The sequence below is a fragment of the Aerophototrophica crusticola genome, assembly GCF_012913305.1.
Lineage (GTDB): Bacteria > Pseudomonadota > Alphaproteobacteria > Azospirillales > Azospirillaceae > Niveispirillum > Niveispirillum crusticola.
The window spans coordinates 3,430,755-3,445,403 of sequence record NZ_CP051775.1; the positions used below are offsets into that span (position 1 = coordinate 3,430,755).

The window sequence follows — 14,649 nt, forward strand, 5'->3', positions numbered from 1 at the left end:
GGCGGTGCCCAGGCCCGGCGCCGGGGCGGCGGCCACCGGCGACACCGCCAGCGCCAAGCCCAGGCAAGCCCACAACAGACACCGACGCATGGGGACACTCCCGACCATCAAACCGTGCGGTCAGGATACAGCCATTCCCGGCGGAGAGAAGGGGGCGGGGCACAGGCCGGTCATGCTTGTCACGATATTCGTGTCCCCTCAGGCGCCCCCGGCTCGGGGGCCGGGGCAGGCTCGCGCCGCCCATAGGCCCGCAGGAACACGTCCACGGCAGCCCGGGCGCGGGCTTCCATCGCCGCGGGAGAGGTATCGGTGCCGATGCCCAGGACCATGCGCATCTGGATCTGGCCGTTGACCAGGCCCAGGAACTGCTCCGCCGCCGCCAGCGGGTCGGGCACCCGCAAGGCCCCCTGCCGGTCCATCCGGGACAGGTAGTCGGCCAGGCGGCCCAGGGAACGGCGGGGACCCACCTCGAAGAAATGGTCGGCCAGCCCGGGGAACTGGCCCTGCGCGCCCACCAGCACCCGCAGCACGCAGGCATAGTCCGGCAGGGTCAGCAGCTCCAGGAAGCGCAGGGCCAGGCTGTGCAGCACCGTCTCCACGCCCGCGTCGGGGGCGGCGTTCACCAGCGGTTCGGTCAGTCGGTCGGAACGCCGGCGGACGATGGCCTCGAACAGCAGTTCCTTGGACTCGAAATGCTTGTAGATGGTCTGCTTGGACACGCCCGCCTCCTCGGCGATCCGGTCCATGCTGGCGGCATAGCCGTCGGCCACGAACACAAGCTGGGCGGCGGCCAGGATGGCGTCGCGCTTCCTGGGGTCGGGCGGGCGGCCGGGGCGACGGGCGCCGGTCTCTTCCGTGTCGGTGGTCATCGGGTCCTCAATGGGCACCGGAATCGGTGGCCCCGCGCAGCACCGGGCGCTTGACGAAGGGCAGGGTGGCCAGGGCCAGCACGAACACCATCCCCATCAGCAGGAACACGTCGGCGAAGACCATCACCGTGGTCTGGGCCCGCAGGATGCCCGCCAGGGTACGGACGGCGCCCAGCTCGGCGTCGCCGGGCAGGGTGGCGGACAGGCGGGCCTGCATGGCCTCCAGGAAGCCTGCCACCTCGGGCCGGCTGGGGTCCAGCCATTCCGCCAGCCGCTGGCTGTGCAGGGCGGTACGCTCCGTGATCACCGTGTTGATGCCCGCCAGCCCGAAGGCCCCGCCCAGATTGCGCATCAGGTTGAACAGGCCGGAGGCGTTCTTCACCTCCTCCATCGGCAGGGTGCCCAGGGCCAGGCTGGTGATGGGGATGATGCAGAACATCAGCCCCGCCCCGCGCAGCACCTGCGGCAGGAACCACTGGTCGAAGCCCCAGTCCGCCGTGACCGGGGTGCTGATGAGGAAGCTGGTGGCCAGCAGGATGAAGCCCACGGCCAGCACCTTGCGCACGTCCACCTTGGACGACAGCACGCCGGCGATGGGGCTGGACAGGAACTGGCAGACGCCGGTGACGAACATGGTGGCGCCGATCTGCTGGGCGTTCAGGCCCCGCACCTGGCCCAGGAACAGGGGCAGCACATAGACCGAGCCATAGAGCCCGATGCCGATGATGAAGCCATAGACGCTGCCCATGGCGAAGTTGAAGTTGCGAAGCGCCCTCAGGTCCACGATGGGCTGGCGGTAGGTCAGCACCCGCCACAGGAACAGCACGCCGGACACGCCGGCCAGGATGCTGAACCGGACGATGTGCTCATCCTCGAACCACTGGTTCCGGGCGCCCTCCTCGATCACGTATTCCAGGCTGCCCAGGAACAGGGCCATCAGCACCATGCCGATGATGTCGATCCCCTTCAGCAGGGACCAGTCGGGCTTGTCGATGTCGATGCAGCGCCAGACGGTGGCGGCCACCAGCAGCCCCGGCACCAGGTTGATCAGGAACAGCCAGTGCCAGCTGAACTGCTCCGTCAGGTAGCCGCCCAGGGTGGGGCCGATGGTGGGGCCCAGGGTGGCCACCAGCCCGATGACCACGGTCACGGGGGCGCGCTTCGATGGCGGGAAGGCCATGAAGCTGGTGGCGAAGACGGTGGGGATCATGCCGCCGCCGATGAAGCCCTGCAGCGTACGCCACAGCACCAACTCGTCAATGCTGCTGGACTGGGCGCAGAGGAAGCTCATGGCCGTGAAGCCCAGGGCCGACACGGTGAACAGCACCCGGGTGCTCAACAGCCGCGACAGGTAGCCCGACAGCGGGATCATCACGACCTCCGCGATCAGGTAGCTGGTCTGGACCCAGACGATCTCATCCGCGCTGGCGGCGACGCCCGCCTGGATCTGGGTCAGGCTGCTGGCGACGATCTGGATGTCCAGGATCGCCATGAACATCCCGAACACCATGGCGACGAAGCCCACCAGGGTGCGGGCCGACAGCTTCTGCGCCGCCGGCGGGGCGGGCGGGGCCGGCGGTGCCGGGATGTCGTCGGCGGTGGTGGCGGTCATGATGGACCCCTTTCCCCTCTCCCTGGGGAGAGGGTGGCCGCGCGGCGGCCGGGTTAGGGAGACGGGTTCCTCGAGACGATCCCCCCTCTCCCCACCGGTGAGAGGGTCGGGGTGAGGGGGCTTTAGCAGAAAGACGGTAGGTCCCTACGCCCACCTCCCTCACCCGGCGCTATCGCGCCACCCCCTCCCCAGGGAGAGGGAACAAGGTTACCGCGCCGCCACCTGCGGCTTCGGCTGGTCGGCCTTGTCGCGGGTGTCCACCTCCACCACCACGGACAGGCCGGGGCGCAGCAGGCCGGCCAGGGGGCCGTCCTGGGGCAGGGACACGCGGACGGGCACGCGCTGGACGATCTTGGTGAAGTTGCCGGTGGCGTTCTCCGGCGGCAGCAGGCTGAACTGGGCGCCAGAGGCCGGGGACAGGCTCTCGATCCGGCCCTCCGCCTTCAGGTCGGGGAAGGCGTCCACCGCCACCGTGACCTTCTGGCCCACGCGCAGCCCCTCGATCTGGGTCTCCTTGAAGTTGGCGGTGACATAGGCAGCCTGGACCGGCACCACGGCCATCAGCTGGGTGCCCGGCCGGACATACTGGCCCACCCGGGCCGCCTGGTTGCCCACCACGCCATCCACCGGGGCGCGGATGACGGTCTTTTCCAGGTCGTTCTCCGCCAGGGACAGGGCGGCTTTCAGCTCCGCCAGGGTGGCGCGGGCGCGGGCCTTCTCCGTCTCCAGCACCGCCACCTGGTCCCTTTCCGCCACCAGGGCGGCCTGGGCGCGGCGCAGGGCCGCCTGGGCCTTTTCCGCGTCGGCCACGGTGTTGCTCAGGGTCTGCTGGCTGGCGAAGTCGCGGCCCGCCAGGGCGGCATAGCGCTTGCGGTCCGCCTCTGCCCGGTTCAGGTCGGCCTGGGCAGAGGCCACGTCCGCCTCCGCCCGGTTGATCAGGGCCTGCTCCAGGGACAGGCGGCTGTCGATGTTGGCGATGGCGGCTTCCTGCGCCGCGATCCGGGCGCGGGCCTGGTCCACCCGGGCGCGGAAGTCCCGGTCGTCGATGCTGGCCAGCACGTCGCCGGCCCGGATCGGCTGGTTGTCCACCACCGGCACGGCAGCGACATACCCCTCCACCCGCGGGCTGATGGTGGTGATGTCCGCCTGGACATAGGCGTTGTCCGTGCTCTCCACGAAGCGCGCCACCGTCCACCAGTGCCACCCGCCCCAGGCGGCCCCCGCCAACAGCACCGGCACCAGCAGCAACCCGATCCGCTTCTTCATGGCACTGACCCCTTCGCCCGACCGCCCAATTAGCAAACTGGACGGTCCAGTATCTGGGCTGAGGATGTAGCCGCACCCGGACTGGGGTCAACCGGGAAACGGAACTGGCGAGTATGGAAATTGGGAGGCCAGCCATGCCGTGGGGGCATTGGCAGATGGCATGGGGTGTCGGGGAGGGTCAAGCCAAGCGCATGACCTCATGCACTTCGAGGCCGGCGACCGCCGGCCCGCGGGCGCGTGCCCGCGCAAGCCAAGGGCGCGGATGCGCCCGCCCGGCGCCTGAGGGAACACGAACAAGGCCGCCGGCCCGCGACCTCGTGGTCGCGTAAGCCAAGGGCGCGGATGCGCCCGCCCGGCGCTTGAGGGGGTTGCTGATCGGTCGCGATCAGCAGCCATCGGCATCAGTGGTGGCTGCCCGCGGCCCATTCGCCGAGGGTGATCGGAAGCCTCGCCAAGCCTGCATGGCCTGACTGGCGCAAGGCCCGCTCGAACGGCTTGTCGGAAAGGACCAGCCGCTCGGCCCCTATTCCCAGCGCGAAGGCGGCGTACAGGCAGTCATAGGGGGAATGGTTGATGGACAGCCCGATCTCCAGCGCCGGGCCATGCAGGTCCATGCCGGATGTCCTCTTCTGTGGAAGGTAATCCCGGATGAAGGCAAAGCCCTGCCGCGCATGCTCCGGCGACCACAGGCCCCGGTGCGCCTGCAACCAGATGACGTTGCACGCCTCGTTCAGCCAGAAATCCGGGACGACAAGCTCTGGCCCAGACCGATAAAGCCGGTCAGCAAGCTCGCTCTCAGGCTCCTCAAGCACCAGCTTCAGCGCGACGGAGGCGTCAAGGACCCAAACCACGGGTTACATGCCCTCATCCGACCCGGTCAGCCGCCGGACCTGGGCGCCGCGGGTCTCCCGCAACAGCCCCAGGATGGTGCCGTCGGGGCTGGGCGCGACCTGCTTGCGGAACGCGGCCAGCCGGTCCGCCATCTCCGCCCGGCTCGGCTCCCGGGACGCCGTCCCCAGCGCCTGTTGCAGGATTTCCCGATGCTCCGCCTCCGCCGACCGGCCATTCTCGGCGGCACGGATGCGGAGCTTGCGCACGGTATCCTCATCAAGGTTGCGGACGGTCAGGGTCGGCATGGCCTGTTCCCGGCATGTGCTGTCAATGACAGCAATGAAAGCACATCATGTATACTTGTCAACCCCCGCCCGGCTCCAGCGTCAGCACCCACTTGGCCGGGCCGGGCAGGAACGGGGTGGGGCGGCCTTCCAGCCAGTCCGTGTGGCCGGCCAGGTAGTAGGGGGACCAGGGGTGGCCGCTCTGGCCGCCGGGCATGTGGAAGATGCCGTCGGCCTCATGCCCCGGCGACACGGCGAAGCGCTGGCTGGCGCCGAAGCCGGGGCCTGGGCGCGGGGTTGGTAGGTGTCACCGGGCACGGGCTGCTCCGGCGGGTCGGTCAGCAGGCTTAAGCCCGGGATGATGCGGGCCAGCGGGTGCCTGACCCCGGCCACCGCCCGCTCCCCCCAGGTGAAGTCCTTCACGTCGCCCTCGATGCTGCCCTTCACCCCGGCCAGGGCGGCGTCGATCACCGCGTCCCAATCCTTGTACCCGTCCGGCACCAGCCCGGCGGGGCGCTGCTCCAGCAGGCGGCGCATGCTGCCCTCCACATGGGCGCCATAGCGGCTGCGGTCGCGGCCTCGGCCTGCCACGGGCTTGCCCAGATATCCCTCATGCACCAGGCGCAGGAACTCCGACCGGAAGCCGCGCACCAGCCGGTAGCCCACGCTGTCCGGCACCGCCCGCCCGCCCCAGTCGCGGACGAAGGGCAGCCAGGGGGCCAGGTCCTTGTCCCCCGCCCGGGCCTCCAGCACCTTCAGCAACTGTTCCTGCCAGAAGCCCAGCATCACGGAGCTGTCGTCCAACTGGATGGCCAGCATGTCCGCCGGGGCGAAGCGGTCCTTGGCGAACAGGGCGTCACGGATCTGGCGGGCGCGGGCGCCCAAATCATAGCCGCCATCCCCCAGCTTGGCATAGGCCTCCCCGCCCAGCACGCGGGTGTTGGCGGTCCAGATGCGGTGGTCATCCGGGTTCAGCACCACGGGGATGGCCTCCGCCGGCAGGGTGCCCAGCCAGCCCCGGGTCCCGTCGGCCCAGCTCACGGGCACCCGCCCGTCATGGCCGAAGCGGGCGGGGACGGCGCCGATGATGGTCCAGGCGACGCTGCCCTCCCGGTCGCCGACGACGAAGTTCTGCTGCGGGATGCGGGCCCGGTGGGCGATGCCCACGGCCTCCGCCACGGTTCCCGCCTGCTCCAGTTCCAGCATGGGGGCCAGGCGCACGGCGTCCCGCTCATGGGCGGTCCAGCGATAGGCGTATTTGCGGCCCTGCTCGTCCGTGTGGACGACGGGGCCCCAGATGGTCTCCTCCACCGTCAGCGCCTCACATCCCGCAAGGCGGGCGCAGAGCTGCTCCTCCACCACCGTCACGGCCTTGGGCCCGTCGGGGGTGCGGTAGGTGCCGGGCGGCTGGCCCTCCACCGGTTCCAGCAGCACCAGGTCCGACGTGTCGATGTAGCTGTTGGTGAAGCCCCAGGCGATGCGGCCGTTGCTGCCGGCCACGGTGATGGGGGTGCCCGGCAGGGTCACGCCGGTGATGTCAAGCACCTCCTCCACCACCAGCCGCGCCCGGTACCAGGTGTTGGGCATGGACAGGCCCAGATGCATGTCGTCCGCCACCAGGGCGGCCCCCGTCCCCGTCAGGGCGCCGCCCACGGCCCAGGCGTTGCTGCCCCGGGCGGGCGGCGGCTCCTCCAGGCTCGCGCTGCCGTCGGCCTGTTTCGGCCTGGGCATGGCGTTGGGCAGGGGCGGGTCGTCCAGCCGGCTGCCGTCCAGGGGGCTGTCCCACAAGGACCCGCGGGGGAACAGGAAATCCGCCGCCGGTTGGCCCAGCGTCTCCACGGCCTCCGCATACTGCCGCTCCCCCCGCCCGTCCAGGGACTGGAGCTGGATGGCCATGGCGAACACGGTCAGGATCGTGTCCTCCGGCTGCCAGGGCTTCGGCCCGTCCAGCAGCAGGGCATACTCGAAGGGCCGGGCCCCCAGGCTGGACAGGCCTGCATTGACCCCGGCGGCATAGGCGTCCAGCAAGGCCCGCTCCTCCGGCGCCAATGCCTCGACGATGGCCTGGGCGCGGGGGCGGAAGCGGTGGATGCGGGTGCGGCGGTCGAACTCCAGCGCGGGGACGCCGGTGACCTCCGCCAACTCCCCCGCGGCCAGGCGGCGTTGCAGGTCCATCTGGAAGAACCGCTCCTGCCCGTGCAGGAAGCCCAGCGCGCGGGCCACGTCCACCCGGCTCTTGCCGCGGATCACGGGCACGCCCGCCGCGTCCCGCTCCACGGCCACCGGCCCGGACAGGCCGGCCAGGGGCATGGTCCCCTCCAGCACCGGCTCGCTTCGGTAGAGCGACAGGGCCAGATTGGCCGCCAACCCGGCCACCAGGACCAGCACCAGCAGGAACAGGGCGCCTGCCCCGATGCCCAAACCCCTCAACACCCGGCGCCCAAGGCCCCGCCGCGTCCGACCCATGCTCACCGGCTCCCCTGACAGTCATGCCACCCAAAGCTTTACCCCGGTTGGCCGCCCGCGGCCATGGCGTCTTGGGGCGGGAGCCACTATGGTCCGGCGCAAGACGAAGACCAGGGGGAGGATGCCCATGACCGCCGCCATCACGCTGCAGGACTGCCAGGCCCTGGACCGGGATGACCCGCTGGCCCCCTTCCGTGACCGGTTCGACCTGCCGGACGGCGTCATCTACCTGGACGGCAACAGCCTGGGCGTGCTGCCCAAGGCGACGAGGGCGCGGCTACAGCAGGTGGTCGCGCAGGAATGGGGCACGGACCTGATCCGCTCCTGGAACGCCCATGGCTGGATCACCCTGCCGCAACGGGTGGGTGCCTTGATCGCCGGGGTCATCGGGGCCGAGCCGGACGAGGTGGTGGCCGCCGACAGCACGTCGGTCAACCTGTTCAAGCTGATCGCCGCCGCCGTGCGGATGCGCCCCGGGCGGCGGGTGATCCTGTCGGAACCGGGCAACTTCCCCACCGACCTCTACATGGTCCAAGGCCTGGCCGAGCTGCTGGGCGGGCAGGTGGAGCTGCGGCTGGTGGAGCGGGACCGCATCGCCGACGCGCTGACGGACGAGGTGGCCCTGCTGCTGCTGACCCACGTCCATTACAAGACCGGCGCCATCCATGACATGCGCGGCCTGACGGAGCGGGCCCATGCCGCAGGGGCGCTGACCCTGTGGGACCTGTCGCACAGCGCCGGGGCGCTGGAGCTGTCCCTGTCGGCGGACGGGGCGGACCTTGCCGTGGGCTGCGGCTACAAGTACTTGAACGGCGGCCCCGGCGCCCCGGCCTTCCTTTATGTCGCCAAGCGCCACCAGGACGCGGTGCGCCAGCCCTTGAGCGGCTGGATGGGCCATGCCGCCCCCTTCGCCTTCACCGATGCCTACGAGCCGGCCCCCGGCATGGCCCGGCAGCTCTGCGGCACCCCCTCCATCCTCGCCCTCTCGGCCCTGGAGGAAGGGGTGCGGGTCATGGCGGACGCCCACATGGGGGCGGTCCGGGCCAAGTCCCGCCGGATGGGGGACCTGTTCCTGGCCCTGGTGGAGCAGCGCCTGCCCGGCACCTTCGGCATCGCCTGCCCGCGGACAGCGCCCGGCGCGGCAGCCAGGTCAGCCTGACCCATGGGGAGGGCTACGCCATCGTCCAGGCCCTGATCGCCCGCGGGGTGGTGGGCGACTTCCGCGCGCCCGACGTGCTGCGCTTCGGCTTCACGCCCCTGTACCTGCGCCACACGGACGTATGGTATGCCGTTGACAACCTCGCCGCTGTCATGGCCGGGCAAGAATATACCGAAAGGCGGTTCCGGGATCGGGCCGTGGTGACCTAAGGCCTGCGACCATTCCGCCGATGGTGCTAAGGATCGAATACGACTTTCGCGCATGCTCTTTTGCGTTAAGTTTGCGCTCATATTGATGTGCTCAGTTGGCCTTCGCCCTTCGCCGACAGGAGCACACCATGCCCCGCCTGACCCTTTCCGTTGCCGCGCGCCTTGCCCTGCTGATCACCGGGGCGTTGGTCATCCTCACGGGCGCCATCCTGGCCACCAATGCCTGGCTCCTGGCCAGTTACCAGTCAGAGCTGGCCCGCGACCGCCAGGACAGCAACATGCGCGTGGCGTGGGAGGTGCTGGGCGGGTATGGCAGCGGCTTTGCCCTGAAGGACGGTGCCTTGTTCCTGGGGGAAATCCCGCTGGCGGACTTCCATGAGCCGGTGGACATGGTGAAGAAGCTGGTGGGCGGCACGGCCACCATCTTCGTGGTGAAGGACGGGGAGGCGACCCGCATCGCCACCAACGTGCTGGGCAAGGACGGCAAGCGCGCCGTGGGCACCAAGCTGGCCCGCAACGCGGCGTTCGAGGCGGTGGTGACCAAGGGCCAACCCTACCGGGGGGAGGCGGACATCCTGGGCACGCCCTTCTACACCGCCTACGACCCCATCAAGGACGGGTCCGGCAAGGTGGTGGGCGTGCTGTACACCGGCATCCAGAAGCGGGTCTTCTCCGCCGCGGCGGACCATCTCCAGGCCATGACCCTGGGCTTCGGCGCCGGGGCCGCCCTGCTGCTGGGGGCGGCGGGCTGGTGGCTGGCCCGGCGCTGGGTGGGCCGGCCGGTGGCGGACGTGGCGGGGATGCTGGACCGGCTGGCGCAGGGCGACACGTCGGTGGCCCTGGCCGACACCGGCCGCAAGGATGAGGTGGGCCGCATGCAGCGCGCCGCCGCCAGCCTGCGCGGCGCGGTGGCGGAGGCGTTCCGCCTGAAGCAGATGGTGGACACCATGCCGCTGAACGTCATGGCGGCGGACGCGCGGGACGATTTCCGCATCACCTATGCCAACGACGCCACCCGCGGCACCCTGACCCGGCTGGCCGACGCGCTGCACGGGCCGGTGGGCGCGGTGGTGGGGGAAACCATCGACCTGTTCCACAAGGACCCGGCCCGGGTCCGCCAACTGATGTCCGACCCGGCCAACCTGCCCTGGTCCGCCAAGATCCCGCTGGGGCCGGAGGTGATGGATTTGCGGGTCAGCGCCGTGCATGACCGCGACGGGTCCTACATCGGGCCGATGCTGACCTGGACCATGGTCACCCAGCAGGTGCGCCTCGCCAGCGACTTCGAGGCCAACGTGAAGCGGGTGGCCGACACGGTGGCCGGGGCGGCGCGGGAGATGCGCGACGCCGCCCGCGCCATGGCCGCCACCGCCGATTCCACCGGCCGCCAGTCCCTTGCCGTGTCCGGGGCCGCCGCCCAGGCCGCCAGCAACGTGGAGACGGTGGCCGCCGCGGCGGAGGAACTGGCCGCCAGCGTGGAGGAGGTGGGCCGCCAGGTGGCCCAGTCCAGCCGCATCGCCGCCCGCGCGGTGGAGGAGGCGGGCGCCACCGGTGAGACCATGCGCTCCCTGGCCGAGGCGGCGGAGCGGATCGGCCAGGTGGTGGCCCTGATCAACGACATCGCCAGCCAGACCAACCTGCTGGCCCTCAACGCCACCATCGAGGCGGCCCGCGCCGGTGAGGCCGGCAAGGGCTTCGCCGTCGTGGCGGGGGAGGTGAAGGCCCTGGCCACCCAGACATCCCGCGCCACGGAGGAGATCCGCAGCCAGATCGAGGCCATGCAAGCCCGCACCGGCCAGAGCGTGGGCGCCATCGCCCGCATCGGCAGCACCATCCGCGAGGTGGACGAGGTCTCCGCCTCCATCGCCGCGGCGGTGGAGCAGCAGGCCAGCGCCACGCGGGAGATCGCCCGCAACGTGGCCGAGGCCGCCCGCGGCACGGCCGAGGTCACCCAGACCATCGGCGACGTCACCCGCGCCGCCGGCGAGGCAGGCTCCGCCGCCACCCAGGTCCAGGCCACCGCCGACCGCCTGGGCAGCGAGGCCGACGCCCTGACCGACGCCATCGAGAAGTTCGTGAAGACCTTGCGGGCGGCGTGAGGGGGGGCCTCACCGGGGATGGTGGTCCAGAATTCACGGATGGCACGGACACAGACACGGACGACACGGACAGGAAAGAAAAGGCCTGCGGCGCGGCCGCGGTCATCCCTTTTCGGATTTTGCTGAGCCAAGGCGCGGCTGACCCTGTCCGTGTCCGTCCGTGGGGTCGTCCGTGTCGTCCGTGCAAACTGATGCGGTGCGCCCCTCACAGCTCCCGCAGCACCGCCCGCACCGGGGCGGCGTCGGCGGTGGCGAGTTTCAGGGGCAGGGCGACCAGCTCGTAGGTGCCTTCGGGCACGTCGTCCAGCACCAGCCCCTCCAGGATGCCCATGCCGTGGCGGCGGACGGCGTGGTGGGCGGACAGGGTCTTGCTGTCCTGCGGGTCCAGGGACGGGGCGTCCACGCCGATGAGCTGGACGCCCCGCGCCGCCAGCCAATCGACGCAGCCGGCGTCCATGGCGGTGAAGTCGCTCCGCCAGCCCCCCTGCGGGAAGCGGTCATAGGTCCGCAGCAGCAGCCGCACGGTGCCCGCCGGCACGCGCCCCTCCAGCTGGGCCACCGTCACCGCGGGCTGGCCGGGCGGGATGTGCAGCAGCAGGGCCGGGCCGATATAGCGGTCCAGGTCCAGCCCGGCCGCGGGCACGCCGTCGGCGTCGTAATGCAGTGGCGCGTCGGCATGGGTGCCGGTGTGGCTGGACAGGGTCAGCCGGCTGACATTCACCGGGCAGCCCGGCCCGATGGCCCAGGTCCGCTCCTCCCCATAGGCCGTGTCCCCCGGCCAGACCGGGATGCCCACCCGCACGGGCTGGCTGATGTCCCACAGGCGGCGGCTGGTCATGGGCGGGGCTCCCTGGCGTTGGTGTGCCAGGGATAGTGGGCGTGGCGGCTGAACCCAAGCCGATTTTTGCTGAACCGACCCCGAGATGGAAAGCGGGCACCTGCTTTCCCAATCCCGACTGTTTCCCCCGCGACGGCGGGGGCCCACGGTTTCTACGGACGCTGATGATGGGTGGCGGGTCAAGAACTGTGGGCTCCCGCCTTTGCGGGAGAGACACAAAAGCCCAAGCGTTGATCCAGCCTTTCCCCGCCGTGCCCCCTCAAGCCACCAGCGCCGTCCGCACGGCGCTGTGCCGTTCCGACGTCAGCACCTGGCGGACCAGGGGCAGGGCGCGCAGGGTGCGGGCGACATAGTCGCTCTCGGCCCTTGTCAGGGTGCGGACCTGCACGTCCACCACCAGTTCCTCCTCCGCCTCCAGGAAGCGGGCTTGGACGGAGGCGGGGACGAGGCCGCGCTTGGCGAAGGGCTCCAGCAGCCGGGGCAGGGCGCCCGGGTCCGGCTCCGCCACGATGGCGAAGCAGGCGGTGCGGTCGGGGTCGGTGGGGCGGGTCTCGGTGGCCGGCGGGGCCAGGGTGGGCATGGACATGGCGGTCACGCGGCCACGGCGGCGGTGGTCACCTCGGCCCCGGCGGCGAAGCCTTCCAGCTCCACCCGGCGCAGGCAGCGGTCCAGGGCGGCCTTGGCGTCGCCCCGCTCCGCCCCCGGCAGCACGCAGGCGAAGGCCGGCAGGCCGCGAGACGCCCGCAGCGCCCCGTCCACCGCGGCGTCCAGGCAATCCACCCGCAGGCGCTTCCACGGCACGGGCGTGGGCGCGGGGGCGTTCCGGCGCACGGCCAGGGCGATCCGGATGCCGGTGACCGGGTCGGTGTAGACGGTCAGGCTGGCAGGGCGGTCGGTCCGGGTCATGGCATCTCTCCTGGGTGCGGCCCCGTCGGTTCGGGGGGACGGGCGGAGAGTACAAAAGGCCTGGGGGAATTTCTTTGCGAAGATCGCGCGTCCAGGCCATTTTGTGCATGGATCATGCGTAGAAGAATGGCAAAAGGTGATTGATCATGCAGAGGTCCCTGGACGGGTTGGACTGGCGCATCCTCGCCCACCTGCAACGGGATGGCGCCGCCACCGCCGCCGAGGTGGGGGAGGCGGTGGGCCTGTCGCAGAGCCCCTGCTGGCGCCGCATCCAGCGGCTGGAGGAGGACGGGGTGATCAAGCGCCGCGTCGCCCTGCTGGACCGCAAGGCGGTGGGGCTGAACGTCATGCTGTTCTCCCAGGTCAAGCTGGAGGCCCACAGCGGCGACAAGCTGGACGAGTTCCGCGAGGCCATCCGCCAGATCCCGGAGGTGCAGGAATGTTTCGTCCTGATGGGGCAGGTGGACTTCCTGCTGCGCATCGTCACCAAGGACATCGAGGCCTATGAGCGCCTGTTCTTCGAGCGCCTGTCCAAGCTGCCCGGCGTGCGGGAGATCAACAGCATGATCGTGGTCAGTGCGGTGAAGGAGACGACCGAACTGCCGCTGCCAGCCTGACGGGGGCTCACCCCACCTGCACCGCCGGGCCGGGGTGGATGAAGTAGCTGGTGCGGGTCTTGCCGCTGGACTCCACGAAGGCCAGATGGCTGCGGTACAGGCCGGGCCGCGTCGGCGCGGTGGCCTCGGCCGGACTGGACAGGTCGCCCAGGCCGGGTTCCTCCTCCAACGGCACCAGGGCCACCAGGGCGGGCCGCGGGTTGGCGTCGGCCAGCAGGGACAACGGCGCCCCCGGCGGCAGGGTCGTGGGCAGGTCGCGGGCCAGCAGGGCGCTATGGGCGCTGAACAGCTGGACCAGCACCATCTCGTCCCCCCGCACCCCGGCGCCCATGCCGCAATGGGTCCAGCGGCTGTCCAGGATGTTGCGGCGGTGGCCGGGGGATTCCATCAGGCTGTCCACGGCGAAGCGGCCGGCCCCCATGGCGTTGCCGCGACGGAACTGGTTGGCGGTGAACAGGTTCTCCCCGCTCGCCCCCACCAGCCGGCGGTGCAGCAGGGCGATGCGTTCCGCCGGGCCGCGGCCTTCCCGGTCATGGTGGTCGAACGGGGCGCCCGCGGCGATGGCGGAGGCGTAATGCCGGGCGATCCAGGCCAGCATCTCCTCCCGCTTCAGCGGGGCGGCGTTCACCCCCTCCCGCCGCCGCTGGAAATTGGTGCGGGCCAGGGCCCCGGCCTCCACCCCCGACAGCACCTCCGCCCGGTCGGGGTCGGCCGCCAGCTCCTTGCGGAAAGCCTCGAAGGACGCCCGGTAGGCGGCGACCCCGTCCCCCGGCGCGGCCCAGACGGGCATGCCCGGCAGCAACCCGGACAGGACGGCACCCCCCAGACCTGCCAACACCTGCCTGCGCCGCATCACGATCCCTGTGGCTCCGCCGTTCATGGGCTGTCTACAGCAGATGGGTTGGAAAACGAAGCATCCCAGCCCCTGCCGCTTGGGTGCGTTGCAGCGGAATTCTGCCTGCCCCGTTGCGCCGGCGCGGGGCCCGTCTATAGTTGGCTAGTCTTCGGCACGGGGCGGGCCATCGTGTAAATGGCATGTCAACGCCGAGGGCGATGAAGAATTCACCCGACCGTCGGGGCCACATCCCTTGGCCATGTCCGCCGCAACCCTCGCCCAGGCCGTCACCCTGCCCCTGAACCGGCTGCCCTTCGTGGGTGAACGGCTGGACGGCAAGCAGGGCTATTGGGTGATCCCCGGCTTGCCCGACGGCACGGACCTGCGCTTGCAGGGCCGGACCTATGCCGCCTGGCTGCTGCTCTATGCGGAAGTCAACGGCAACCAGGCCGCCCAGGACCTGCTGGACAGGATCGAGCGGGAGATGCCCTCCCGCTATCCCGCCCTGGACAGGGTCTTCCTGGCCGAGGTGCACCGGCGGCTGTGACCGCCACCCCTCTCAAGGAACGCACACAAGGCCCCTGAGCCGGGGGAGCCTGGGGGCATGCGGAAAAGAAGCGGCCCGCCCGGGGGGACGGGCGGGCCACCGTCTGGCGTG

General features: G+C 70.9%; 14 protein-coding genes and 1 pseudogene. 5 read left to right on the forward strand and 10 right to left on the reverse strand.

The annotated features are described in order from the left end of the window. Nucleotides 1-179: 179 nt before the first annotated feature. The 6 genes and pseudogenes from HHL28_RS16870 to HHL28_RS16895 form a co-directional block, all read right to left on the reverse strand. On the reverse strand, nucleotides 180-869 hold the full coding sequence (locus HHL28_RS16870; RefSeq protein ID WP_075771132.1) for a TetR/AcrR family transcriptional regulator: 690 nt from the start codon (nucleotides 867-869) through the stop codon (nucleotides 180-182). A 7-nt stretch (nucleotides 870-876) separates the two neighbouring features. Next, nucleotides 877-2,481 (reverse strand): DHA2 family efflux MFS transporter permease subunit, encoded by a 1,605-nt coding sequence (locus tag HHL28_RS16875; RefSeq protein WP_075771131.1) that lies wholly within the window; start codon nucleotides 2,479-2,481, stop codon nucleotides 877-879. A 207-nt stretch (nucleotides 2,482-2,688) separates the two neighbouring features. Then, a complete protein-coding gene (locus tag HHL28_RS16880; RefSeq protein ID WP_075771130.1) occupies nucleotides 2,689-3,747 on the reverse strand; it encodes an HlyD family secretion protein in 1,059 nt (352 codons plus the stop codon). A 401-nt stretch (nucleotides 3,748-4,148) separates the two neighbouring features. Next, nucleotides 4,149-4,598 carry a type II toxin-antitoxin system VapC family toxin gene (locus HHL28_RS16885; RefSeq protein WP_075771129.1) on the reverse strand — a complete coding sequence of 150 codons (450 nt, stop codon included), beginning with the start codon at nucleotides 4,596-4,598 and terminating at the stop codon, nucleotides 4,149-4,151. A gap of 3 nt (nucleotides 4,599-4,601) precedes the next feature. Continuing rightward, nucleotides 4,602-4,883: a FitA-like ribbon-helix-helix domain-containing protein gene (locus HHL28_RS16890; RefSeq protein WP_075771128.1), complete on the reverse strand. Its 282-nt coding sequence runs from the start codon at nucleotides 4,881-4,883 to the stop codon at nucleotides 4,602-4,604. A 58-nt stretch (nucleotides 4,884-4,941) separates the two neighbouring features. Then, nucleotides 4,942-7,328 (reverse strand): annotated as a pseudogene (locus HHL28_RS16895) (penicillin acylase family protein). A gap of 127 nt (nucleotides 7,329-7,455) precedes the next feature. Between HHL28_RS16895 and HHL28_RS16900 the strand changes: the two are divergent. The 3 genes from HHL28_RS16900 to HHL28_RS16905 all read left to right on the forward strand — a co-directional run bounded on the left by HHL28_RS16900 (nucleotide 7,456) and on the right by HHL28_RS16905 (nucleotide 10,795). Then, the gene (locus HHL28_RS16900; RefSeq protein WP_404326036.1) at nucleotides 7,456-8,487 is read left to right on the forward strand and encodes a kynureninase; all 1,032 of its coding nucleotides are present in this window, start codon (nucleotides 7,456-7,458) and stop codon (nucleotides 8,485-8,487) included. Beyond that, nucleotides 8,484-8,696 carry a kynureninase/PvdN C-terminal domain-containing protein gene (locus HHL28_RS18955; RefSeq protein WP_404326951.1) on the forward strand — a complete coding sequence of 71 codons (213 nt, stop codon included), beginning with the start codon at nucleotides 8,484-8,486 and terminating at the stop codon, nucleotides 8,694-8,696. The genes HHL28_RS16900 and HHL28_RS18955 overlap by 4 nt, the downstream gene beginning before the upstream one ends. A gap of 128 nt (nucleotides 8,697-8,824) precedes the next feature. Next, entirely contained in the window at nucleotides 8,825-10,795 is a 1,971-nt protein-coding gene (locus HHL28_RS16905) for a methyl-accepting chemotaxis protein (protein ID WP_083699106.1), read from the forward strand. A 205-nt stretch (nucleotides 10,796-11,000) separates the two neighbouring features. On the opposite strand, the gene kynB is transcribed toward HHL28_RS16905, so the two are convergent. The 3 genes from kynB to HHL28_RS16920 all read right to left on the reverse strand — a co-directional run bounded on the left by kynB (nucleotide 11,001) and on the right by HHL28_RS16920 (nucleotide 12,539). Continuing rightward, on the reverse strand, nucleotides 11,001-11,633 hold the full coding sequence (kynB, locus tag HHL28_RS16910) for an arylformamidase (protein WP_075771126.1): 633 nt from the start codon (nucleotides 11,631-11,633) through the stop codon (nucleotides 11,001-11,003). 259 nt (nucleotides 11,634-11,892) lie between these two features. Next, nucleotides 11,893-12,219 (reverse strand): hypothetical protein, encoded by a 327-nt coding sequence (locus tag HHL28_RS16915; RefSeq protein WP_404326039.1) that lies wholly within the window; start codon nucleotides 12,217-12,219, stop codon nucleotides 11,893-11,895. A 5-nt stretch (nucleotides 12,220-12,224) separates the two neighbouring features. After that, the gene (locus tag HHL28_RS16920; protein WP_075771125.1) at nucleotides 12,225-12,539 is read right to left on the reverse strand and encodes a hypothetical protein; all 315 of its coding nucleotides are present in this window, start codon (nucleotides 12,537-12,539) and stop codon (nucleotides 12,225-12,227) included. 146 nt (nucleotides 12,540-12,685) lie between these two features. On the opposite strand from HHL28_RS16920, the gene HHL28_RS16925 reads away from it, so the two are divergent. Further along, entirely contained in the window at nucleotides 12,686-13,156 is a 471-nt protein-coding gene (locus tag HHL28_RS16925) for an Lrp/AsnC family transcriptional regulator (RefSeq protein ID WP_075771124.1), read from the forward strand. A 7-nt stretch (nucleotides 13,157-13,163) separates the two neighbouring features. Here the strand turns inward: HHL28_RS16925 and HHL28_RS16930 are convergent, their stop codons facing one another. Beyond that, the gene (locus HHL28_RS16930) at nucleotides 13,164-14,009 is read right to left on the reverse strand and encodes a CAP domain-containing protein (protein WP_075771123.1); all 846 of its coding nucleotides are present in this window, start codon (nucleotides 14,007-14,009) and stop codon (nucleotides 13,164-13,166) included. Nucleotides 14,010-14,250: 241 nt separating this feature from the next. On the opposite strand from HHL28_RS16930, the gene HHL28_RS16935 reads away from it, so the two are divergent. Next, nucleotides 14,251-14,538, forward strand: a complete 288-nt coding sequence (locus HHL28_RS16935) for a hypothetical protein (protein WP_169655544.1) — start codon at nucleotides 14,251-14,253, stop codon at nucleotides 14,536-14,538. Nucleotides 14,539-14,649: the final 111 nt, after the last annotated feature.